Consider the following 21,929-nt stretch of genomic DNA (forward strand, 5'->3'; position numbering starts at 1 on the left):
CCTTCGGTGACCAGTTCGTCGCTCAACACCCGTCCCTCGTCGTCGAGAGGGGTGTTGGCACGTCCTACGTAGAACTCGTCTTCCTCGTCGGCCGAGAGATAGGTCACCTCGTCGGTCACCACGCCCTCCTCGACCCGGCGTTTGGGTGTCACCAGGAAGCCGTACTCGTTGATCCGGGCGTAGGTGGCCAGCGAGGTCACCAGCCCGATGTTGGGCCCTTCGGGGGTCTCGATGGGGCAGACCCTGCCGTAGTGGGTGTAGTGGACGTCACGGGCCTCGAAACCGGCGCGTTCGCGGCTGAGGCCTCCCGGTCCCAGAGCGGAGAGACGCCGTCGGTGGGTGAGCTCCGAGAGGGGGTTGGTCTGGTCCATGAACTGCGAGAGCTGGCCGGAACCGAAGAACTCCCGCAGCGAAGCGGAGATGGGCCGGATGTTGACCAGCTCCCTGCCGGTGGCGCTGGAGAGATCCGGGATGGTGGTCATCCGCTCCTTGGCGATACGCTCCATACGGAGCAGTCCGATGCGGACCTGGTTCTGGAGCAGCTCGCCGACGGCGCGCACCCGGCGGTTGCCCAGGTGGTCGATGTCGTTGGTCTGCCCCTCGCCGTTGCGCAGGTCGATGAGACCCTTGATGATCTCCACGACATCCTCCACCGTCAGCAGCCGTCTGGACTCCGGAATGGCGAGACCCAGCCGCTTGTTGGCCTTGTAGCGCCCCACGCGGCCGAGGTTGTAGCGCCGGGAGTCGAAAAAGAGGCTGTTGACATACTCGCGGGCCTGCTCCATCCGTGCGGGCTCGTTGGGACGCAACCGACGGAAGAGTTCCAGAATGGCGGCGTCGGCGCTCCTGGTGTTGTCCCGCTCGAAGGTGGCCGCCAGGGAGCTGTCGACGTTCCAGATGTGGACCCTGGTGCGTCCCAGGTTCCACAGCTCCTCCAGATGCTCCTTGGTGAGGCGGTCGTTCTTTTTGATCACCTCGTCGCCGGCATCGTTCACGATAGGCTCGGCGATGAGCCGCCCCCGCACCTCCTCCTCGATGAGCTCCACCTCTTCGGCGTAGCCGCCGAAGAGGTGGAGAATCTCATCCTCCTCGGCGATCCCGAAGGCCTTGAGGAGCATGGTGACGGGGATCTTCTTTCTGTTGTCTATATTGACGGAGAGCACGTCGCCGGGAGTGAGGTCGAACTCCAGCCAGGCGCCGCGGTCGGGGATCACCTTGGCCGTAAAGGTCTCCTGCCCCGGCACGCCGTCGCCGCCGCTGAAATACACGCCGGCGGAGCGGGCCAGCTGGTTGACCACCACCCGTTCCGTTCCGTTGACGATGAAGGTTCCGTTTTCCGTCATCACCGGGAAATCGCCGAGGAAGATCTCCTCTTCCTTGATCTCCCCGTTTTTTCTGTTGACCAGTCTGATGGTTCCCCGGACAGGGCGGGACCAGGTCAAATCGCGCTGCCGCCCCTCTTCCTCGGAGATATTGGGGGGGCCGACATAGTAGCGGACGAATTCGAGAGCGAAGGAGCCGTCGTAACTTTCGATGGGAAAGATCTCTTCGAAGAGCTCCTGCAATCCTACGTGGCGCCGGTTGTCAGGGTCTTCCTCGGATTGGAAAAAGGTTTGGTACGAGTTCCGCTGAACCTCGATCAGGTCCGGCAGATCCACAAGGTCCCGGGTGCGCCCGAATGTGTAGCGCTCCCGCCTCACGTCCGTGGGGGCGACTTGCCTCATGGGAGCTACGACCTCCCTGTTAGTAGAGTTAAAATCGTTGCGGGACAGATGTGACGAGCGTGCATCATAGCAAAAGGGCCTCTCCGTGTCAATACACACGGATGGCCCTTCCGTTATCAGTCTTTCTATGGTGTCGGGAGGGGGACTTGAACCCCCACGGTCTTGCGACCACTAGATCCTGAATCTAGCGCGTCTACCAATTCCGCCACCCCGACATCTCTCATGACGGCGAAGATTGTAGCAATATACGGCGGCTTTGGCAAGTACCCCGACGCATTTCGGTGTTTCAGGAACCGCTGCGGACGGTCGCAGCCATCGGCGGTCACCTGCCTCCGGCGGCCCTGGAAAGACGGTCCCGCAAGGCTCTGCCTATGCCTTCCTCCCCGGGCCACTGGGCGACGATACGGGTCACACCGCTCCGTTCCAGTCGCCGCAGGGCCTGGAAGAACGACGCGGCATACTGCTCCGGCGTGGCGAAACGGATCTCTTCGGCGCACGGGAAGGGAGGAGGGGCTATCCCCATGTAGGCGAGGGCCTCCCCCCTTTCGAACCGATCGGCAAGGCGCCGGCTCTCCTCCTCCGTGCCGTCCCAGAGCAGCAGGGGGATCCGGGGGGCGTAGTGGCGGTACCGGGTGCCGGGGGAACGGTGTCTGTCCCCCGAGCCGCCTGCATCCACAGGACCCGAGAGTTCCTCGATCTCCTCCACGGGAAGCCCGCCGGGGCGGAGCAGCACAAGCCGCTCCCCCGTGGCGTCGATGACGGTGGACTCCAGGCCGAGACTGGTGCTCCCGCCGTCTACCACGATATCCACCCTGTGGTCGAGATCCTCCAGAACGTCGGCGGCGCAGGTTGGGCTCGGCCGGCCGCTGGAGTTGGCGCTGGGGGCGGCGACGGGACAGCCCGCGGCGGAGAGCAGGGCGAAGGCCACGGGATGGGCCGGGATCCGCACGCCTACGGTACCGAGGCCGGCGGTGACCTCCCCGGGCACATCCGGCGATGCGGGAAGCACGAGCGTCAGCGGCCCGGGGGCGAACCGCCGGAAGAGCCCTTCGGCCCGGGCGTCCACCCTGGCGATACGGTGCGCTTCGCTGTAGTCGGCGAGATGCACGATCAGGGGGTTGTCGACGGGGCGGCCCTTGGCGGCGAAGATGGCCCGCACCGCCCCGGCATCCAGGGCATCGGCGCCAAGGCCGTAGACCGTCTCGGTGGGGAAGGCCACCAGTCCTCCCCGGCGGAGGGTCTCCGCCGCCGGGGCCAGCCGCTCCGTCTCGGGGAGCAGGGGGTCCACCCTGATGGTGCGGGTCATGGGATGTAGCCTCCGTCACGGAACCGCCGCATGGTATCCCGCCGGAAGGCCGGGAAGCCCCCCTCCAGGATGGAGGCACGCATAGCCTCCATGAGTCGCTGGAAGAAGGTGAGGTTGTGGATCGTCCCCAGCCGCGCCGCCAGGATCTCGCCGGCCTTGTAGAGATGCCGCAGGTAGGCCCGGCTGAAGTTGCGGCAGCAGTAGCATCCGCACTGGGGATCCAGGGGGGAGAAATCCCTGGCGTAGGCGCTGTTGCGGAGGTTCTTCCGTCCCTCCCAGGTGAAGAGTGTCGAGGTCCGGGCGTTGCGGGTAGGCAGCACGCAGTCGAACATGTCGATCCCTCTGGCCACCCCCTCCACCAGGTTGGGGGGGTAGCCCACCCCCATCAGGTACCGGGGCTTCCCTGCGGGCAGCTCGGGAACCACGGCATCCAGCGTCTCGTACATCTCGTCGTGGGACTCCCCCACGGAGAGACCGCCCACGGCGAAGCCCGGGAAGGGCAGCCGCACCAGCTCCCTGGCGCACTGACGCCGCAGCTCCGGATAGACCGAGCCCTGGACGATGCCGAAGAGCTGCTGGTCCTCTCTATGGTGGGCCTCCAGACAGCGTTCCGCCCAGCGGATGGTGCGGGTGACGCCGGTTTGGGCCTCCTCCTCCGCGGCGGGATAGGCCACGCACTCGTCGAAACACATGGCGATATCGCTGCCCAGCCTCTGCTGGATCTCCATGGAACGCTCCGGCGAAAAGAACAGCTCGCTCCCGTCGAGATGGGACCGGAAGAGCGCGCCCCGGTCGTCCAGTTTGCGCAGATCGGCCAGCGAGAAGACCTGGAAACCGCCGCTGTCGGTGAGCACGGGGCGGTTCCAGCCCATGAAGGACTGGATCCCTCCGGCGTCGCCGACCACCTCCTCGCCGGGCCGGAGGGAGAGATGATAGGTGTTGCCGAGGATCATCTCCGCTCCGATCTCGGTGAGCTCGTCGGGCCCAGCAGCCTTGACGGCGGCCTGGGTGCCCACCGGCATGAAGGCCGGGGTGCGCACCGTACCATGGGCCGTCTCCAGCCACCCCGCCCTGGCCCCGGTCACCGGGCACTGCGCCTCCAGGGTGAAACGGCTCTGCTCCCGGGGCTTCACGGGGAATCCTCCCGGGTGTTCCAATGGAAGAGCGCCTCGGCGTTGGTCGCGACGATTCGGGCTATCTCGTCGACCGAGCTGCCCCGGGCCGACGCGGCGGCGCTGTAGACAAACCGGACCAGCGCCGGTTCGTTCCGGCGGCCCCGTCTGGGCTCCGGCGCGAGGAAGGGGGCGTCGGTCTCGCAGAGGATTCGGTCGTCGGGCACACGGGCGGCCACATCCCTGAGGGTGGTGCTCTTCTTGAAGGTCAGCACCCCGGCGAAGGAGATGTACCAGCCCAGGTCCAGGGCCGCTCTGGCATGCTCCCACTGGCCGGTGAAACAGTGGACGATCCCGGCGATCCCGTCGGCCCCTTCGCTGCGCATGATCTCCAGGGCATCGTCGTAGGCATCCCGGACATGCACCACCAGGGGCTTCCCCACGGCCCTGGCCCAGTGGATGTGTTCGGCGAAACTGCGTTTCTGCTGCTCTCTGGGGGAATGGTCGTAGTAGTAGTCGAGCCCTGTTTCGCCCAGGGCCACCACACGCGGGGCCTCTGCCAGTTCCCTGAGAGACCGGGGAAGTCCCTCCGAAACGGTGGAGGCCTCGTGGGGATGGACCCCCACGGCGGCGTAGACGCCGTGGGATGCGCACTCCCCGGCGAGCCGAACGGCTTCGCTGCTGGATTCCTCCCGGGTGCCCACGGTCAGCATACGGACAATCCCGCGCTCGCGGGCCCCCTCCAGGACATCGGCCAGATCGTCGGCGAACTGGGGCATCGTCAGATGGCAGTGTGTGTCCACAAATGTTGGTTGCGGCATGAGCGGTTCCTCCCTTCTCGCCGGAGCGCGGGCTCCCGGTGCTAGTGCACCCTGGAGCCCAGGGTGATGTCGCTGTCCACGGTGAGCAGCGAGAGCCCCTTGCCGTCGGGGGTCTCCGCCGCGCAGAGCATGCCGTTGCTGGTCACGCCCCGCAGTTTGGCGGGCTTGAGATTGCAGACCACCACAATCTTTTTGCCGATCAGCTCCTCGGCGGTGAAGTGCTCCCGGATGCCCGAGACGATGGTCCGCTCCTCGTAGCCCAGGTCGGCGGTGATCCTGAAGAGCTTGTCGGCCCCTTTCACCGGCTCGGCGGCGGTGATCACGGCAACCCGGAGTTCCACCCGGGCGAAATCGTCGATGGCGATGGTCTCCTCGTGGTCGCCGGGGTCCACGGGTTTGCCCTTTTTCATGTCCCGTTCCAGTTTGCGCTCGCTCCACTCCTTCATGTCGATCCGCGGGAAGAGCACGCCTCCTTTGTGCACCCTGGTGCCTTCCGGCATGCCGCCCCAGGGCGAATCGGCGAGCCCCGTTTCGTCAGGGGTGCCCGGGAGGCCGAGCTGCTCCCACATGCTCTTCGCGGTATCGGGGAGGAAGGGGGCGATGAGGATCGCTGTCGTACGGAGGACCTGACAGAGGCTGTTGAGCACCGTCGCCAGCCGCTCCCGCTCCTGTTCTCTGCCAAGCTTCCAGGGCATGGTCTCGTCGATATACTTGTTGCCCCGGCGGACCAGCGTCCAGATGGAACGCAGCGCTTCGTCGAAGCCGCAGCGCTGCATCGCCTCGTCAACGGCGGCGACGGTATCGCCGGCCAGGGCCTGCAGCTCCCTGTCCAGATCGTTGCACGGCCCGGGTGCGGGGAGTGTGCCGTCGCAGAACTTCTCCAGCATCTGGAGCGACCGATTGAGCAGGTTGCCCAGGTCGTTGGCAAGATCCGCGTTGATCCGCTGCACCAGGGCCTCCTCGGAGAAGTCGCCGTCCAGGCCGAAGGTCACCTCCCTGAGGAGGAAGTAGCGGAAGGCGTCCCGGCCGTAGAGCTCTACCATCTCGAAGGGATCCACCACGTTCCCCAGCGATTTGGACATCTTCCGTCCCTCTACGGTCCACCAGCCGTGGGCGAAGACGAGGCTGGGCGGCTCCAGGCCGAGGGCGAGCAGCATGGAGGGCCAGATGATACAGTGGAAGCGCGTGATGTCCTTGCCCACCAGGTGGGTGACGGCGGGCCAGAAGGTACGCACCTTCTCCTCGTCCCGGGGGTACCCGCAGGCGCTGAGGTAGTTGATCAGTGCGTCGAACCAGACGTAGACCACATGCTTCTCGTCGTCGGGGACGGGGATGCCCCAGTCCAGGGTGGTCCGGGAGACGGACTGGTCCTTCAGACCCTGACGGAGGAAGGAGACGATCTCGTTGTAGCGCCCCCTGGGACGGATGGCCCCGGGGTGCTCCTCGTAGTACTCCAGCAGCGGCCGGGCGTACCTGGAGCTTCTGAAGAAGTAGCTCTCCTCGGTCATCCACTCCAGCGGCCGGCCGCAGTCGGGGCAGGTGCGGTCTTCGGCGATCTGCGCCTCCGGCACGTAGGACTCGCAGGGTACGCAGTACCAGCCCTCGTAGGTGCCTTTGTAGATGTCGCCCTGGGCCGAGAGCTGCCTGAAGATGTGCCGCACCACCTCTTCGTGGCGGTTCTCGGTGGTGCGGATGAAGTCGTCGTTGCTGATACCCAGAGTCTTCCAGAGCTCCCGGAAGTTGGTGACCGTCCGGTCGGCGAGCTGCTGGGCCGTGATGCCCTGCTGTTCGGCGGTCCGCTGGATCTTCTGCCCGTGCTCGTCGGTACCGGTGACAAAGAGCACCCTGTCGCCCCGCAGACGGTGGTAGCGGGCCAGCACGTCGGCGGCGATGGTGGTGTAGGCGTGCCCGATATGCGGCACATCGTTGACATAATAGATCGGCGTGGTGACGTAGAATGCCTTCTCACTCATGGTGAACCCCTCCTCGTAGGTTAGCTGCGTTCTCCTCTATTCCGACTGCCCCAGTAGAAAGTCTTTGACGCTGTTTCTGGCCGCCCCGCACTGTTCGGCAACCACGGCGGCGATATCGCGGTCCGAGAGGCCCCGGTCATGCAGGGCGGCGGCCAGCGCCCGCCAGTCGCCTTTGCTCTGCCGGCTCTCCCCGCAGCCATCCACCACCAGGACGAGCTCTCCTTTCAGCCGGCCTCCGGCTGCGGTCTCCTCCAGCTCCGAAAGGGGGCCCCGGTGCACCGCCTGGTGGATCTTGGAGATCTCCCTGACCACGGCGGCCCGGCGATCCCCCAGGACCCGGCGGATGTCGGCAAGATGGCGCTCCGCCTTGTGGGGCGAGAGATAGAAGACCACCGTGCCGGGAACCTCGGCGATCCCCTGCAACGCCCGGCGGAACTGGCCGCTCTTTTCCGGCGGGAACCCGAAGAAGAGAAAGGGAGCGGTGGGAAACCCCGAGAGCACCAGGGCGGGGATCACCGCATCGGGTCCGGGAAGCACATCCACCGGAATCCCTTCGTCCCGCGCCGCCTGGAGCAGATAGCCCCCCGGATCGGAGAGGACGGGCATCCCGGCATCGGAGACCAGCGCCACCAGCTCGTCTCTGTGGAGGCGTTCCACCAGCTGGATTGTCCGCCGCCGCTCGTTGTGTTCGTGGCAGGAACACAGCGGCGTGGAGATCCCGTGGAAGCGCAGCAGCTTGGCTGTCCGCCTGGTGTCCTCGCAGGCGATGACGTCGGCTTCCTTCAGGACGCGCAGAGCCCGAAGCGTGATGTCTTCCATGTTGCCGATAGGTGTGGGAACGACGGTCAGAGGCAGGGCAATCCACTCCTGGTGTAGGCCTCCAGAAAGGCACCGCTCTCCCTGCCGTCGCTCCCGCGCACAAAGAGCGGCGGGAAGACCTTCAGTCCCGGACGCCCGTCCCGGACAGCCTTGAGCAACACGGTCTTCGCCTCCTTCGAGGGATCGGGGTGGACACACCGAAGGCCCTTGGGTTCCATGTTCCGCCCGGACAGCTCGCCGAGGAGCGTCACCAGACGGGGTGCTCGAAACACAATATAGATCCTTCCCCGGGACCGCAACAGATAGTGTGCGGCCTCGGCCACATCGCGCATTGTACAGCAGAGCTCGTGGTTGGCCACCGCCTCCTCCGGTGTCGGGCTGGGGCGGCCGCCGGAGGTGGTGCCGTAGGGCGGGTTCACGGCCAGCACATCGAAGCCCCCCGGGGGGAAGAGCCGCCGGTGTTCCCGCAGGTCGCCCTCCCGCACGGCGATCCGGTGGCCCAGCCCGTTGCGTTCGGCGTTGCCCCTGGCCATGGCGGCAAGCTCCGGCTGGATCTCCAGCCCCTCGACCGATGCATTCGGGCAACGCCAGGCGGTGAGCAGCGCCACCGCTCCGTGGGCGCAGCCGAGGTCCAGAAAGCGCTCCCCGGCTTTGACCTTCAGGGCCGCCGCAAGCAGGACGGTGTCCAGGTTGACGCGGGGCCCCCTGTGGGGCTGGCGGATGGTCAGCGAGCCGTAGAGCAGGTCATCCTCGGTATAGCCCTGCGGCTGCGCGCCCCCCGGGGATCCGTTGTGCCCCGTCGCCATGCCCGGGGTCTCCTCCGCTCCGGCAGAAGGGTTCATTCCCAGTCCTCGAGACGGACGCCCACGACTTGCGAGAGCCCCGGTTCCCTCATGGTTACCCCGTAGAGCAGGTCGGCCTGTTCCATGGTGTACCTCCGATGGGTCATCACCAGCAGCTGGATCCTTGCGGCGTACTCCCTGGCCAGATCGGCGAAGCGCCTGAGGTTCACCTCGTCCAGCGCCGCGTCCACCTCGTCCAGTACGGCGAGGGGCACCTGGGCGATCTCCATGGCGGCGAAGAGGAGGGAGATGGCCGTCAGCGACTGCTCGCCCCCCGAAAGCTGTCCGATGTGCTGGGGTTTCTTCCCGGGCGGCCGGGCGATCACCTCCACGCCGGCATCCCACAGTGTGGCGTCGCCGGTGAGCCGCAGATAGGCCTCCCCACCGCCGAAGAGGCGGCCGAAGAGGCTGTCGAAACGGTTGTTGATGCCCTCCATGGCGGCGGAAAAGAGCTCGCCGGCCTGGTGGTCGGTATGGCTGATGAATCCCTGGAGCTCCTCCCGCCCCTGCTGCAGATCGGCAAGCTGTGCGTCCAGATAGGAGAGGCGCTCTTCCAGTGATGCGTCCTCGGAGAGCACCCCGAGGTCGTAGGCGCCCAGTGCGCGCTGCTCCCGTTCCAGGGCGCGCATGGAGGAACGCAGGCTCCGCGCACCGGCGTCCGCCCTGATCGTTCCGGGGCCGGGATAGGGGAAGCGTTCTTCCCAGCTGTCGACCAGCTCTTCCCGCTCCCTTCGGAGCGCACTACGGGACATCTCCGCCTGTTCGATTCGGTGCCGGAGTGCCTGCAGCCGCTTGCGGGCCGCTTCAAGGCGCGCCTCCTTCCGCCGGGCTTCGCGCCGCAGCGCCGCGTCCTCCGAGGAAAGACGGCGCAGTTCTCCATCGCGGCTGCCCAGTTGCTCCCAGCTTGTGAGGTACTCCCGGCCGATCCGGCGGAGTTCGCCGAGGTGCGACTCCCGTTCGTCTTCAATCCGCCTGTGCTCACCTTCGAGGTTCTCCAGGGCATCCCGGGCCTCCCGCGCTTCTCTCCGCAACCGCTCCAGGAGTGCCCGCGCGGCGTCGACCCGTTCGACGGCAAGCTTCTCTTCCTGCCTGGCCGACGCGAGGCGGCCTTCCAGATCGGTGGGGACAGCCGCCCGCGGCGAGCCCAGGGAGGCGATCCGTTGGTCCACCTCGGCTTTCTCCCCGAGCAGAGCCATAAGCTCCCGACCGCTCCGGGAGAGGCCCTGCTGCAGCTCCTCGGACTCCTTCCGGATGCCCTCGAGCCGCCGCTCGCTCTCGGAACAGGCCTCCTCGGCGCGTCGTTTCGCCTCCTGCGCCTCCTTCAGGGCGGTCTCGGCCGCAGTCGCGGCCCCGGCAGCGCGCTCCTCCTCGCGTTCTGCCGCCTCGAAGGCTTCCCGGCGGTTCTCCGTCTGCGCCTGCAGCTCCGCCACCCTGCGCTTCGCCTCGTCGATCCGGCGCTTCTGTTCGATGGCACCGGTTTTCTTCCGCTGTCTTCCGCCGCTGATGGTGCCTCCGGGCAGAAAGACATCGCCCTCCAGGGTCACCAGAGGAAAGCGCGCACCCTGCCGCACCGCCTGCCGGCCGTCGCGGTCGGATTCCACGATCAGGAGATCGCCGAGAAGGTGCTCCACACAGGGTTTCCAGGCCTTCTCGATCTCCACGAGATCCACCGCCCACCCCACCGCAGCGAGGTCTCCCTGGCGGAATCCCCGCTGCGGGGAACGGGGCCGGGCGCGTTCCAGGGGAAGGAAGGTGGCCCTCCCCACGGCGGCGCGTTTGAGGTGGTCCAGACAGCGGCTGGTTTCATCCATGGTCTCCGTAAAGAGCCAGTACTGGCGCCCGCCGAGGAAGGCCTCCAGGGCGGGAACCAGCTCGCGTCCGCAGCTGAAGGTCTCCGCAGCCGGAACGGGGCCGACATCGATCCGGCCGAGCTTGGCCGCGGAAAGCAGATGCTGCACCGGTTTCGGATATCGGGACGTGACGGCCTCATCCTCCAGGGATTCCAGGGCGGCGCGCTCCCGGGCCAGATCACGCTGAGCACGCTGGTACCGGGCTCCCTCCTCCTTGCAGTGTTCGCCCAGCTCGCGAAGCCGCTGTCTGGCCTCCCGCAGGCAACGCTCCCGTTCCGCCAGCGTTTCGGCCAGACCGTCGTCCCCTTTGCGGTGCGATCCCAGCTCCGCCTCCTCGGCCTTCCGGCGCTTTCCCGTCTCCGCGTACTGCGATCCAAGGGCGGACAGCCGCCCACGGAGACGGCCCTCCCGGTCCTCCAGCCCGCCGCGGCGCTCCCGGAGCGTGGAGAGAAGCTGCCGGGCCTTCCTGGCCTCGGCGCCCTTTCTGGTCCACTCCTCTTCCAGGGCGACGCGGTGTTCCCGGAGCTCCTCCGCCCGGGCCTCCAGCTCGCTGTAGTGGGATTCCTTCGCCTTCAGTTCCTTTTCCAGCGGTCCGATCCGTTCCCGCATCTCCCCACTGCGCCGCGACAGTTCCTGAAGGCGCCGGCGGTGCTCCTTGACCGCCACGGCCGACGTGAATCCCTTCCGAAGGAGGGCGTCGCAGCGGTCCCGAGCGGATCGCTTTTCTCCCCCGCAGTGTTTCAGCTGCTCCTCCAGCCGCTGCCTCCGCTCCTCCAGGGGGGCGACGCCCCGCTTCCACCCCGCTGCCAGGAATCGGGCACGTTCCTCCAGGCTGCGGTCAGCGGTCAGCTCCCCCTCACGCTGCGCAAGCTCCGCGTCGATCTCCTCCACCCGCGTCCAGTAGTGGTCGCGGCGGAGGATGTCGAGCCGATCTTCGATGGCCTTGGCCTCGGTGGCCTCGGCGACCCTGGGGGCGATCTCCTCCCTCCTTGTCTGGAGCTCGGCACGGAGGGTCCTGATGCGGCGCAGCTCCTCTTCCACCTCGGAGAGCTTGTCCACGGCGCCGGAACGCTTCCTGCGGTAGGCGTCGATGCCGAAGAGGGTCTCCAGGTGCTCCCGCCGCTGGGCGGGGCGGAGCCGGATCATCTCCGCCACCTCGCCCTGGCCGATGAAGGCAAAGCGGTCGCCCTCGAGGTTCCACTCCTGCTTCCGGCGATCCAGATCCTGGAGACGGGCCCGCCTGCCGTCGACGGTCACCTGACTGGTTCCGTCGGGCGACACCGTCCGCTTGACGGCTGTCACCCGTCCCTCCTGCTCGAGCTGGAGGGACGCCGAGGCCTCCCTGGCCCCGGGGAGGGAGAGGCTTCCCTGGAAGACCAGTTCGTTCTGCCTGACGATCCGCAGCCGTCCGGCGTGGTTGTCGCCCAGCACCCAGCGCAGGGCGTCGAGGAGATTGCTCTTGCCGCTTCCGTTGGGACCCACCACGGCTGTAAACCCCGGGCTGACCGGCAATTCGTGGCGGCCGCCGAAGCTTTTGAAACCGTCAAGACATATCTGTCGAATGTACAACAGGTGGTGCCTCTTTCTGCAGTAGTTTCTCCACTTCGTGGCTGATCTGGGTGTGCTTGCCCTGATCGTGCAGCCGGAACTTGTCCCAGGCGAACTCCGGCACCTCAACGAGGAAGAGCTTGCGTTCCAGCTCCTCCTCCCAGCTATCGTGGTAGTTCTCGGCGATGTGGCGTGCGATGTCGGGGTGCAGCTCCAGAAGCAGAGCCTCCGCCTTGTTGGTGCGGGCGACCTTGCGCAGGAAACGCTTGATCATCAGGGCCACGCTGTCTTCCTTCAATACCCAGCCGTGGCCGGCACAGAAGGGGCAGCTGCGGGTCAGGGCCGCCTTGAGGTCCGGTCTGGCCCGCTTCCGGGTCATCTCCACCAGACCGAGCTTGGAGACCCCGTAGACGCGGGCGCGGTAGCGGTCGTGCTGGAAGGCCTCCCGCAGGCGGCTGAGCAGCCTTTCCCGGTCCTCTTCGTGTTCCATGTCGATGAAATCGATGACCACGATGCCGCCGACGGCACGGAGCCGCAGCTGCCGGGCGATCTCCTCGGCGGCCTCCAGGTTGGTGTTCAGCACGGTACTCCGGAGATCGGTAGAACCGATGTATTTCCCGGTGTTCACGTCGATCACGGTGAGCGCTTCGGTCTGCTCGATCACCAGGTAGGCGCCGGAGGGGAGCCAGAACTTCCGGTCCAGCGCCGTCTCCAGCTCCCGGTCGATGCCGTAGAACTCGAAGATCGGGGTGCTGCCGCTGTACACCCGGATCTCCGGGGCTTTCATATGACAGTAGCGTTCCACGTACTCCCGTACACGGTCGGCCTCTTCACTGCTGTCCACAACGATCTCCTGCACCTCTTCGTCCAGCTCGTCACGCAGGATCTTGCCCAGCAGCCCCGGGTCGCGGTAGAGCAGGGAGGGGGCCGGCTGGGTCTCGCTGTTGTGCTTGATCTCCTCCCAGAGCGTCAGAAGGCGCTGGAAGTCCTCCTGCAGCGGCTCGTCCTCCACACCTTCGGCGACAGTGCGGACGATGACGCCGTGTTTGCCGCTCCGGAGGGATTTGACAAGATTCCGCAGTCGTTTCCGCTCGGCTCCGGAGGTGATCCGTCGGGAGACGCCGATGTCGCGCCGTCCGGGAACGAGCACCAGATAGCGTCCGGGAAGGGAGATGCGGGGCGTGACCCGGGCCCCCTTCCCCTTGCGTGCCGATTTCACGACCTGGACGATGATCTCCATATTCTGCTTGATCTTCATCTTCCCGGCGTCGGCGAGATAGAGAAAGGCGTTCCGCCCATCGCCGAGATTGAGAAAGGCTGCGTGCATGCCCTTGATAACGCTGTCCACACGGGCCTTGTAGATCTCGCCGGTCCGTTGCCGCTCCCACATCCGTTCGTGGAAGAGCTCGGCGAGCCGTCCGTTTTCGACAATGGCCACCCTGTTCTCTTCTGTTTCCACTGTATTGGCGATGATTCTGTTATTCGATTCCATATCGATCATTCCTCGTTATAACGAGAGGACATACGTGATCTCCTCCATCTTCTCCCACGGCCATCCGAAGGATGGCGAGATCCTCCCATCCGGCGATCACCCCACGCTCTCCGAGCGCCTTGACCAGCGATGACACGCTGCGCTGGGGATCGTTCACCAGCATCCGGAAGGCCCCTCCCCGCTCCTGCCAGGCGCTGCAGCCCTTCCAGGGGACACCCTCCGCCTGGAACAGCCTGCGCATCGCCGCCATGGCTTCTGCCGAAAAGGGAGCCAGGAGATACTCTGCAAGGCGGCACCGCTTGTTCAGGGCGGCGCCGTCAACCTCATTGTAGTCGGTAATCATCAGTCCGGAGGGCAGTTCGTCGCTCATCCTCCCCATGGCTTCCCGGCTCCACGATTCGAGCCAGATCTCCACCGGTTCGGCAAGCCCCACCACACCGACAGGGAGAGCCGGGCCGAGGCTGAGCTTCGGTTTCGGTGAGAATCCCTCGGTATAGCGGGGCGTCATCCCGGCACGCCGGGCCGCACGGGCAAAGATCGGAGGCAGCTCCACGTGGGAAATGAAGACGGCGCGCCGCCGTTTCTGATAGAGGAAACGGAGCCGGACCATCCTACCCCTCCTCCCCGGGGACCGGGCAGAGACGCCCCTGGAGACCGCAGAGGTTGCAGCCCTCCCAGCGGCAGTCGCCGGTGGGCGCTCCCCTGTAGGCCCGTTCCCGTTCGCGCAGGAGAAAGGCCTTGTCCACACCGGTGTCGATATGATCCCAGGGAAGGGCCTGCTCTGTGGAACGCTCCGCCAGGCAGGCGGCGGGGTCGACGCCGCAGGCGGCGAAGGCCTCGTCCCAGAGCGAGATATCGAAGCATTCGCTCCAGCCGTCGAAGCGCGCGCCTCTCCGCCAGGCCGCCTCGATCACGTCGGCGATCCGCCGGCCGCCCCGGGCGATCGCGCCTTCCAGAACGGTCTGTTCGGGTTCGTGGTACTTCACCGCCACCTTGCGGTTCCGGTTGCATCCCTGCAGGAACCGTCCCTTGCGGCGCAATTCCTCCCGGCTGTTCTGGGCCTCCCACTGAAAGGGGGTGTGGGGCTTGGGGACAAAGCCGGCCACGGAGACATGGACCCGGGCCCGCCTGGTGTGCCTGGCGCCGATCTGCTGGACCTGCCGGGCCAGTTTGACGATGGCCTCCAGCTCCTCGTCGGTCTCCGTGGGGAGCCCCATCATGAAGTAGAGCTTCAGGTGCTCCCATCCCCCGGCGAAGGCCCGCTCGGCGGCGTCCAGTACGGCGTCGTCAGTGACCCCCTTGTTGATCACATCCCGCAGCCGCTGTGTCCCCGCCTCGGGGGCGAAGGTGAGACCGCTCTTCCGCATACCGTCCAGACGGGCCGCCAGCTCCACGGAGAAGGCGTCGACCCGGAGGCTGGGCAGACTCAGCCGGATGTTGCGCTCCCGGAGCCAGGGTTCGAGGAGGCCCAGAAGCTCCTCCAGTTCGGAGTAGTCGCAGGTGGCCAGGGAGACCAGCCCAATCTCGTCGTAGCCTGTGGTCTCGGCAAGGCGCCGCACCGCGTCGGCGATCACCTCGGGCGAACGCTCCCGCACCGGCCGATAGACCATGCCGGCCTGGCAGAAGCGGCAGCCCCTGGTACAGCCGCGGAATGCCTCCACGGCAGCACGGTCGTGGACGATATCCATGGTGGGCACCACCATGTCGTCGGGAAGAAAGGCGCGTTCCAGATCCTCCACGATCCGCCGCCGGACCGGGAATGTCTGCCTGCCGTCCAGGGCCCTGACGGCCCCGCCGGCGTCGGCCCGGGAGAAAAGCGGTACGTAGAGCCCCGGCAGCCGCGCGGCCGCCTCCAGCCGTTCCTCCCGTCCGGCGCCTCTGGTCTCCCTGAGACACCACAGCAGCTCCGGAAGGAGTTCCTCGGCATCTCCGGCGACAATGGCATCGAAGAAGGGGGCCGAGGCCTCGGGAGCCAGCGCCCCGGGCCCTCCGGCGATCACCAGCGGATCTCCATCCTCCCGCCGTTCCGCCCGCAGAGGGATTCCGCCGAGATCAAGCATGGTCAGGATGTTGGTGGTGTTCAGCTCGTACTGCAGACTGAACCCCACAACATCGAAATCGCAGAGCGGACGCTCCCCTTCCAGAGAAACCAGAGGCCATCCTTTGGACCGCAGCTCCGCTTCCATGTCCACCCAGGGGCAGTAGGCCCGCTCGGCGTCGGCGAAGGGGAGCCGCCGTATCAGCTGGTAGAGAATGGTGTAGCCCAGGAAACTCATGCCCACCTCGTAGACATCGGGAAAGGCGAGGCAGACCCGAAGGGGATCGCTTTCGCCGCCCTTCGGCGGCGGCGCACCGTGTTCGCCCCCGATATAGCGGGCCGGTCGCCTGACCCGCGACAGCAGCGCCCGCAGGGGGTCGCCGAATTCCGGATATCGCTGTAACACTAGGCTGTCCTCCCATCGACAGGCACGCTGGAGACCCACAGGGTCCCGTTATTCATACTGCCGCTGTACCTCCACATAGACACTCTGGACCAGTCCCAGGGCGATACCCAAAGCGAGGAGCGCACTGCCGCCATAGCTCAGAAAGGGAAGGGGCAGTCCGGTAATGGGCGCCAGTCCCATGCTCATGGCGACACACTCCATCAGCTGGAACCAGATCCAGGCGGCGATACAGCCTGTCATGACCTTGCTCCGCAGATCCCGCGTCTTGATGCCGGCGCGCATGATCCTCCACAGGAGCAAACCGAAGAGAATGAGGACCGTCGTCGTCCCGATAAAGCCGTTCTCCTCGGCGAAGACGCTGAAGATGAAGTCGGTGTGCGGCTCGGGCAGAAAGCGCAGTTTGCTCTGTGTTCCTTCCAGGAACCCCTTGCCGAGGAGCCCCCCCGATCCGACGGCAATCCGGGACTGGATGACATTGTACCCGGCGCCCAGGGGATCGATATGGGGATTGATGAAGACCAGCAACCGCAGCCGCTGGTATTCACGCAGCAGCTGCCACCCCACCGGCAGGAGGAGGAGAACGCCCCCCATCAACCCTCCCAGATAGAGCATCGGGCTTCCGGCGAGAAAGACCGCCACCAGCGTCATGACGGCGTAGACACCGGCGCTTCCGAGATCCGGCTGGGCAAGCACCAGAACCCCGCCGAGTCCGGCGACGGCGAGCACAAGCAGAAAGTTCGCGCCGCTGGTCGGGGGATGGCGCGAGAGGTGTTTGCCCAGAACCAGCGCCAGAACAACCTTCCCGAATTCCGAAGGCTGCAGCGTGAAGGGGCCGATGGCCACCCAGCTCTTCGCACCGTGGGAGCTGATCCCCACGACAAGCACCCAGACCATCACCAGGAGGAGGAGCCAGTAGAGCTGGTAGGCTATGCGGAGCGCCTCCCGGTGCCCCACCCGGAGCGTCACCAGCAGAGCGATCAGGGAAAGGACCCCCCAGACACCCTGACGCAGCGCGTAGCTCTGCCCTGTCCCGTAGGCCGCACTGTAGACGGAAACGACACCGATCATGAACAGCGAACCGGCGATCAAAAGCATCCAGAAATCCATCGCCAGCAGTCGCTCGAGGAATGTGGTTTCGCGATTATGTTCCATTACCCGTGATTCCGCTGAAACCCCGTTTGACCTTCCGCACCGGGATATTGGCGACCAGAGCGACGGAACGGTCTTCGCGTTCGAGCTGCAGTTCGATGTTCCGCTCGTCAATCTCCATATAGGAGCTGATCACCTCGATCAGATCGTTCCGCAGCCGCTCCATGGCCTCGCCGGAGATATCCGAGCGGTCGTGGATGAGCACAAGCTGCAGCCGCTCCTTGGCGTCGTTCTTTGAGCCCTTCGCCCCGAAAAGGCGCGATATCAGTGACATTCCCGTACCCCCAGACGGCCCTAGAGGCCGAAGAGTTCCTTCACCTTGCCGAAGACGCCGCCCTTGGCGCGTTCCACAAGATCCATAAAGGGGATGTCCTCGCCGATCAGGCGGGACCCGATATTGGTGAAGGCTTTGGTCGCCGGCGAGTGCCCCCTCATCGTCAACGGTTCGCCCTTGTTGCTGGAGGTCAGCACCCTGTCGTCCTCCGGAATGATACCCACAAGCTCGATGGCCAGGATATCGAGGACATCGGGGACATCGAGCATGTCGCCCTTCTTGACCATCCCCGGCCGGATCCTGTTCAGGACCAGACGGATCGGCGACTTGCCCATGGACTCCAGCAATCCGATAATCCGGTCGGCGTCGCGGACCGAGGCGACCTCCGGCGTGGCGACCACAATCGCTTCGTCGGCGGCCACGGCGGCGTTCCGAAAGCCGCTCTCGATTCCGGCCGGGCTGTCGACCAGCACGAAATCGAAATCCCTTTTCAGGGCTTCACCGAGCTCCTCCATCTCTTCCGCTTTGATGGCATCCTTGGTCCGGGTCTGGGCCGCCGGAAGCAGATGGAGGTTCGGGACCCGCTTGTCCCGCACAAGCGCCTGATGGAGCTTGCAATTCCCCTCTACATAATCCACTATGGTGTAGACAATCCTGTTTTCGAGCCCCAGCATGACATCCAGGTTCCTGAGCCCGATATCGGCGTCGATGGCGGCGACCTTGTACCCGCGGCTCGCCAGCGATACCGACAGATTGGCGGTGAGAGTGGTCTTGCCGACGCCTCCCTTGCCCGACGTCACCACGATAACCCGTGAATCCATCCTCTGTACCTCCCCCTGAGCAGTTGCTGCCTTCGTCTGCTTCCTCACTCCACGCCGACCCGGCTATTCCGGAAGAAACCGAACCACAAAGGATTCCTCCTCCAGTGAGACGAGCACAGCGCTCCGCCACCAGGAAACGCCCTCGTCCAGGTAGCTTACCTTGTCGGCGATTCGGGCCTGAGGAGCCTCAAAGGAACCACAGATCAGCGAGCTTCCGCTGTTCCCGTAACACCCCGCGTGGGCGACACCCTGGAGCCGGCCCCATACCACGATGCTGCCGCCGGCGTAGACCTCGGCGCCGTCGTTGACATGCCCCAGCAGCACCACATCTCCTCCATGTTCCACCCGCTGTCCGGAGCGAAGAGACCGATACACGTAGAGCGTTCCGGCCGCCGGGTGCGGCTGCGTTCCCGTCGATTCGGGCTGTTGGTCCGGTTCGCCCACAACGCATCCCGCTCCCCGCAGGAGCGCCAGGGTCGCCACCGAGTAGGAGACCCAGGCGATCACCTTCAAACCTGTCTTCCACACGAAGCGGCGGAGCAGCAGAGAGAGTTCCTCGGCCTCGTATTCCCTCGCCTGCAGGTCGATCACCGCCTCGGCTCCCTCAAGAAGCTGCGCCGCCTCGGCGGAAAGCAGATCGATCTCCTCCCGGAGCTCCTGGAGGGTCAGATCCTCCCGGATGGTCACCCGTACGCCGTTTTTGTCTCCCTTGAGCAGTATTCCTGCCTGCTCCCTCGATTCCGTGCTCCGCATTGCCTGCAGCCCTCCTTACCTGCCCCTGCATAGGTAGGCGAGCATCTTGCCCACCAGCGGGCTCGCCGCCCTGCTTCCGTGTCCGCCTCCCTCAACCAGAGCCACGGCGACATACCGGGGATCCTCCACGGGCGCATAGCCGACAAACCAGGCATGGTCCTCTCCGTGGGGATTCTGGGCCGTCCCGGTCTTGCCCGCCACGGAGACACCGAACTGCCCGGCACGCTCGCCTGTCCCCCCGGGTTCCACCACCTCGATCATCCCTTCCTGCACGGCCGAAAGGACCTGCTCGGGGATGCCCACAGGCACCCCCTCCTTCTGATGCCGTCGGCCCAGATATGGTTGCACGAGGGTTCCGCCGTTGGCAATCGCTGCGTAGACACAGGCCATCTGGAGCGGCGTCACCAGCAGGTAGCCCTGCCCGATGACGTAGTTGGCCGTATCGCCGGGATACCAGGATTCCCCGATCTGTTTTTGCTTCCAGCTCCTGCCGGGGGCGTTCCCGGCCTTCTCGCCCGGAAGATCGATCCCGGTCCGACGCCCCAGACCAAAACGCTCCGCCCAGCTGTGGAGGGCGTCGATGCCGGTCCGCAGTCCCAGCTCGTAGAAGTACACGTCACAGGAATCCCGGATCGCCTCGATGACGTTCTCGCTGCCGTGCCCCCAGCTCTGCCAGCATTTGAATGTCCGGTTGCCGATCTTCAGATAGCCGGGACAGTGGAAGCGGGTATGCCTGGTCACGGCCCCTTCGGCCAGGCCGGCGACAGCAGATATGGCCTTGAAGGGCGACGCCGGCGGATAGGTGCCGCCCACTCCCCTGTTCAGCATCGGCCTGTCTTCGGCGACCACAAGGTCCTTCCACTCCGACTCCACGATGCCCCAGGTCAGAGGGTTGACGTCGAAGGGCGGTGCCGAATAGAGCACATGCACCGCTCCGGTACGGACGTCCAGCGCCACGATGGCGCCCTTTCTGTCTTCCAGAAGCCTGGCGGCCAGCCGCTGGGCCCCGAGATCAAGCGTGAGATGGATATCCTCACCGGCCGCCGGCTCTTTGTAGGCCACCCGCTTCAACCGTCTTCCCCCGGCATCCACCTCGATGGCCTCCTCGCCGGGCACCCCCCGAAGCGCATCCTCGTAGTACCGCTCGATCCCGGTCTTCCCGATATCATCACCGCCCCGGTACGTCCCCTCCTGCCCCTGGGACTGGAGTTCCTGCTGGGTGATCTCACCGACATAGCCGGTGACATGGGCGGTCAGATCACCGAATGGATAGGTGCGGCGCCACACGGGATAGGGGAAGAGAAAGCGCGGAAAGTCCGGATCCGCCAGCATACCGGCGATCTGCGGCATGGTGAGGTTCGACACCAGGGTCACCGCCCGATAGGGCGTCCAGTACTGGCGCTTGATTCTTCCTTCCAGCCTGTCGGCCTCCAGGAACACGCCGTGGTCCTGAAAGAAGCCGGCGATCCGCTGAAGGCGGTCCGGCGAACGCAGGTTCAAGGGATACCCGCGTATGTCGTAGGTGCGGACATTCTGGGCCAGGGCCAGGTTGTTCCGGTCATAGACCTGTCCCCTCTGCGGCGGAACCCGGATCAGGCGGAGCCTGTTGTTGGCGGCAAGCCGGACGTATCGATCGGCTCGGGCGATCTGAAAGGAAAAGAGCGCTGCAACGAGCAGCACGATACAGGCGAGCATGACAAAGAGCCACGCCACCAGCCTGCCGTCCATACTGAGGCGCTTAGGGTGCACGGAAGGGACCCTCCTTGCGCATCAGCCACATCCCGCCCTGAACAAGAAAGGGAAGCGCCATCAGCTGCTGCAGGATCAGCAGGAGCAGCGTATCGCGTTCGGGAAAGTCCAGAAGAAGCACCCTGGTGGTTCCCGCGGCACAGTGGCAGCCTCCGGCGATCAGGACAACGATCATCGCCGTCCGGGCCTGACGGGGGATGGCGCTCCAGATACCGAACCCAACCGTCAAAATGGCGACGTAGAGAACCGAGGTGAATCCCGGAAGCCCGCTCCATCGCAGATCCCAGAGCAGGCCTCCGAGAAAGGCGCTCCAGATCAGGGTGCTCAGGTCGTATTCCTCTGTAACCCCCTGAAAAAACAGAGCAAGGAAAAAGAGCTCCGGCACAAAGAATCCCCGGGCAAGAAGCACCTGGAGCAGATCCTGGGCATACCAAAAGAACGCGAGCCACATCAGGGCCGATCTCCCCTCTTCACCAGCACCTGCACAGCGTAGAGGCGGGAGAAGGTGCTCTCCGCCGCCACACCGTAGGGACGGAGGCCTGCCGTTTCAACGCCCGGTTCACGCACCGCACCCACAGGAATCCCCGGGGGGAAGACCTCGCCCACCAGTGCCGTGGAGAGATGCATCCCCTCTTCGAGCTCCCTGTCGGGGGGGATAAACCGGAGGACCACGCCACCCCGGTTGTCTCCCTGGACAACGCCGAGATCCCTGGTTTCCTCGACCACCACGGGAATGCTGAGCCCCGAAGAGGTCAGCAATTCCACCCAGGCAAAGGATCTCCCCACATCAACCACCCGGCCGACCAGCTTCCCCTTGTTCAACACCGGATCCCCGATACCGACCCCCTGGCGGGTTCCTGCATCGACGCGGAGCCGCTGCCACCATTGGTGGGGATACCGCAGATCCACCATGGCCGTCACCAGATGGGGCCGCGCAAGGGGCTCCACGTTCGGCCTCTGTTCGGTCAGCGCTCTCCGCAGAGCGAGATTCTCCTGTTCCAGCTTCTCTATGTGGCGCATATAGTCGGTACGTTCGGCGTTCCAGCGGTAGATCGCCACCGCCCCTTCACGGAGAGCCTTCGCCGGGTATTCGGGGACAGCCAGCACGACTGTCACCGTATTCACGGCATCCCTCGTTCCGGCAAACTGCAACGAACAGCCCAGCAGAACAAGGCCGGCGATGCAGGCGATCAGGCTATGCGCCCAGGGCGACTGGATCCCCTCCCAACGCATCATGGTCTCTCTACCGGCG

17 protein-coding genes, 1 tRNA gene and 1 pseudogene are annotated in these 21,929 nt (G+C 65.6%); all 19 read right to left on the bottom strand.

Features of this window, described 5'->3' with window-relative positions:
• On the bottom strand, nucleotides 1–1,724 hold a 1,724-nt coding region (locus K9L28_00985), incomplete at its 3' end, for a DNA-directed RNA polymerase subunit beta (GenBank protein ID MCF7934909.1).
• A gap of 128 nt (nucleotides 1,725–1,852) precedes the next feature.
• Nucleotides 1,853–1,939 (bottom strand) — tRNA-Leu (locus K9L28_00990).
• A 107-nt stretch (nucleotides 1,940–2,046) separates the two neighbouring features.
• A complete protein-coding gene (locus K9L28_00995) occupies nucleotides 2,047–3,030 on the bottom strand; it encodes a threonylcarbamoyl-AMP synthase (protein ID MCF7934910.1) in 984 nt (327 codons plus the stop codon).
• Nucleotides 3,027–4,163 (bottom strand): tRNA guanosine(34) transglycosylase Tgt, encoded by a 1,137-nt coding sequence (gene tgt, locus K9L28_01000; GenBank protein MCF7934911.1) that lies wholly within the window; start codon nucleotides 4,161–4,163, stop codon nucleotides 3,027–3,029. The genes K9L28_00995 and tgt overlap by 4 nt, the downstream gene beginning before the upstream one ends.
• Nucleotides 4,160–4,963, bottom strand: coding sequence for a TatD family hydrolase (locus K9L28_01005; protein ID MCF7934912.1), 804 nt, complete (start codon nucleotides 4,961–4,963; stop codon nucleotides 4,160–4,162). Before K9L28_01005 ends, tgt begins: the two co-directional genes overlap by 4 nt.
• A gap of 41 nt (nucleotides 4,964–5,004) precedes the next feature.
• The gene (gene metG / locus K9L28_01010; protein ID MCF7934913.1) at nucleotides 5,005–6,936 is read right to left on the bottom strand and encodes a methionine--tRNA ligase; all 1,932 of its coding nucleotides are present in this window, start codon (nucleotides 6,934–6,936) and stop codon (nucleotides 5,005–5,007) included.
• A gap of 36 nt (nucleotides 6,937–6,972) precedes the next feature.
• Nucleotides 6,973–7,791: a 16S rRNA (cytidine(1402)-2'-O)-methyltransferase gene (gene rsmI, locus K9L28_01015; GenBank protein ID MCF7934914.1), complete on the bottom strand. Its 819-nt coding sequence runs from the start codon at nucleotides 7,789–7,791 to the stop codon at nucleotides 6,973–6,975.
• A complete protein-coding gene (locus K9L28_01020) occupies nucleotides 7,782–8,561 on the bottom strand; it encodes a methyltransferase (protein ID MCF7934915.1) in 780 nt (259 codons plus the stop codon). Before K9L28_01020 ends, rsmI begins: the two co-directional genes overlap by 10 nt.
• A 32-nt stretch (nucleotides 8,562–8,593) precedes the next feature.
• Nucleotides 8,594–12,016 (bottom strand): chromosome segregation protein SMC, encoded by a 3,423-nt coding sequence (smc, locus tag K9L28_01025; GenBank protein ID MCF7934916.1) that lies wholly within the window; start codon nucleotides 12,014–12,016, stop codon nucleotides 8,594–8,596.
• A 58-nt stretch (nucleotides 12,017–12,074) separates the two neighbouring features.
• Nucleotides 12,075–13,487, bottom strand: a pseudogene (locus tag K9L28_01030) (Rne/Rng family ribonuclease).
• On the bottom strand, nucleotides 13,474–14,097 hold the full coding sequence (locus tag K9L28_01035; protein ID MCF7934917.1) for a TIGR03936 family radical SAM-associated protein: 624 nt from the start codon (nucleotides 14,095–14,097) through the stop codon (nucleotides 13,474–13,476). The pseudogene K9L28_01030 and the gene K9L28_01035 overlap by 14 nt, the downstream one beginning before the upstream one ends.
• Nucleotide 14,098: 1 nt before the next feature.
• Complete coding sequence (locus tag K9L28_01040; GenBank protein MCF7934918.1) at nucleotides 14,099–15,931, bottom strand: TIGR03960 family B12-binding radical SAM protein; 1,833 nt, start codon at nucleotides 15,929–15,931, stop codon at nucleotides 14,099–14,101.
• A gap of 48 nt (nucleotides 15,932–15,979) precedes the next feature.
• Complete coding sequence (rodA, locus tag K9L28_01045) at nucleotides 15,980–17,083, bottom strand: rod shape-determining protein RodA (protein ID MCF7934919.1); 1,104 nt, start codon at nucleotides 17,081–17,083, stop codon at nucleotides 15,980–15,982.
• Nucleotides 17,073–17,354 carry a cell division topological specificity factor MinE gene (gene minE, locus K9L28_01050; GenBank protein MCF7934920.1) on the bottom strand — a complete coding sequence of 94 codons (282 nt, stop codon included), beginning with the start codon at nucleotides 17,352–17,354 and terminating at the stop codon, nucleotides 17,073–17,075. The genes rodA and minE overlap by 11 nt, the downstream gene beginning before the upstream one ends.
• 20 nt (nucleotides 17,355–17,374) lie before the next feature.
• Complete coding sequence (gene minD / locus K9L28_01055) at nucleotides 17,375–18,175, bottom strand: septum site-determining protein MinD (GenBank protein MCF7934921.1); 801 nt, start codon at nucleotides 18,173–18,175, stop codon at nucleotides 17,375–17,377.
• A 63-nt stretch (nucleotides 18,176–18,238) separates the two neighbouring features.
• Nucleotides 18,239–18,928, bottom strand: coding sequence for a septum site-determining protein MinC (gene minC, locus K9L28_01060; protein MCF7934922.1), 690 nt, complete (start codon nucleotides 18,926–18,928; stop codon nucleotides 18,239–18,241).
• Nucleotides 18,929–18,943: 15 nt separating this feature from the next.
• On the bottom strand, nucleotides 18,944–20,656 hold the full coding sequence (mrdA, locus tag K9L28_01065) for a penicillin-binding protein 2 (protein ID MCF7934923.1): 1,713 nt from the start codon (nucleotides 20,654–20,656) through the stop codon (nucleotides 18,944–18,946).
• 10 nt (nucleotides 20,657–20,666) lie between these two features.
• Nucleotides 20,667–21,128: a hypothetical protein gene (locus K9L28_01070; protein MCF7934924.1), complete on the bottom strand. Its 462-nt coding sequence runs from the start codon at nucleotides 21,126–21,128 to the stop codon at nucleotides 20,667–20,669.
• Nucleotides 21,128–21,913, bottom strand: coding sequence for a rod shape-determining protein MreC (locus K9L28_01075; protein ID MCF7934925.1), 786 nt, complete (start codon nucleotides 21,911–21,913; stop codon nucleotides 21,128–21,130). Before K9L28_01075 ends, K9L28_01070 begins: the two co-directional genes overlap by 1 nt.
• Nucleotides 21,914–21,929: the final 16 nt, after the last annotated feature.

The organism is Synergistales bacterium, from assembly GCA_021736445.1.
In the GTDB taxonomy this organism is placed as follows: Bacteria; Synergistota; Synergistia; order Synergistales; family Aminiphilaceae; genus JAIPGA01.

Bases quoted from the DNA above. Each gene is read 5' to 3' on its own strand.
- mrdA (MCF7934923.1), bottom strand. From the start codon at position 20,656: ATGGACGGCAGGCTGGTGGCGTGGCTCTTTGTCATGCTCGCCTGTATC.
- metG (MCF7934913.1), bottom strand. From the start codon at position 6,936: ATGAGTGAGAAGGCATTCTACGTCACCACGCCGATCTATTATGTCAAC.
- K9L28_01035 (MCF7934917.1), bottom strand. From the start codon at position 14,097: ATGGTCCGGCTCCGTTTCCTCTATCAGAAACGGCGGCGCGCCGTCTTC.
- K9L28_01075 (MCF7934925.1), bottom strand. From the start codon at position 21,913: ATGATGCGTTGGGAGGGGATCCAGTCGCCCTGGGCGCATAGCCTGATC.
- minD (MCF7934921.1), bottom strand. From the start codon at position 18,175: ATGGATTCACGGGTTATCGTGGTGACGTCGGGCAAGGGAGGCGTCGGC.
- K9L28_00995 (MCF7934910.1), bottom strand. From the start codon at position 3,030: ATGACCCGCACCATCAGGGTGGACCCCCTGCTCCCCGAGACGGAGCGG.
- K9L28_01020 (MCF7934915.1), bottom strand. From the start codon at position 8,561: ATGGCGACGGGGCACAACGGATCCCCGGGGGGCGCGCAGCCGCAGGGC.
- rodA (MCF7934919.1), bottom strand. From the start codon at position 17,083: ATGGAACATAATCGCGAAACCACATTCCTCGAGCGACTGCTGGCGATG.
- K9L28_01070 (MCF7934924.1), bottom strand. From the start codon at position 21,128: ATGTGGCTCGCGTTCTTTTGGTATGCCCAGGATCTGCTCCAGGTGCTT.
- K9L28_01005 (MCF7934912.1), bottom strand. From the start codon at position 4,963: ATGCCGCAACCAACATTTGTGGACACACACTGCCATCTGACGATGCCC.
- minE (MCF7934920.1), bottom strand. From the start codon at position 17,354: ATGTCACTGATATCGCGCCTTTTCGGGGCGAAGGGCTCAAAGAACGAC.
- minC (MCF7934922.1), bottom strand. From the start codon at position 18,928: ATGCGGAGCACGGAATCGAGGGAGCAGGCAGGAATACTGCTCAAGGGA.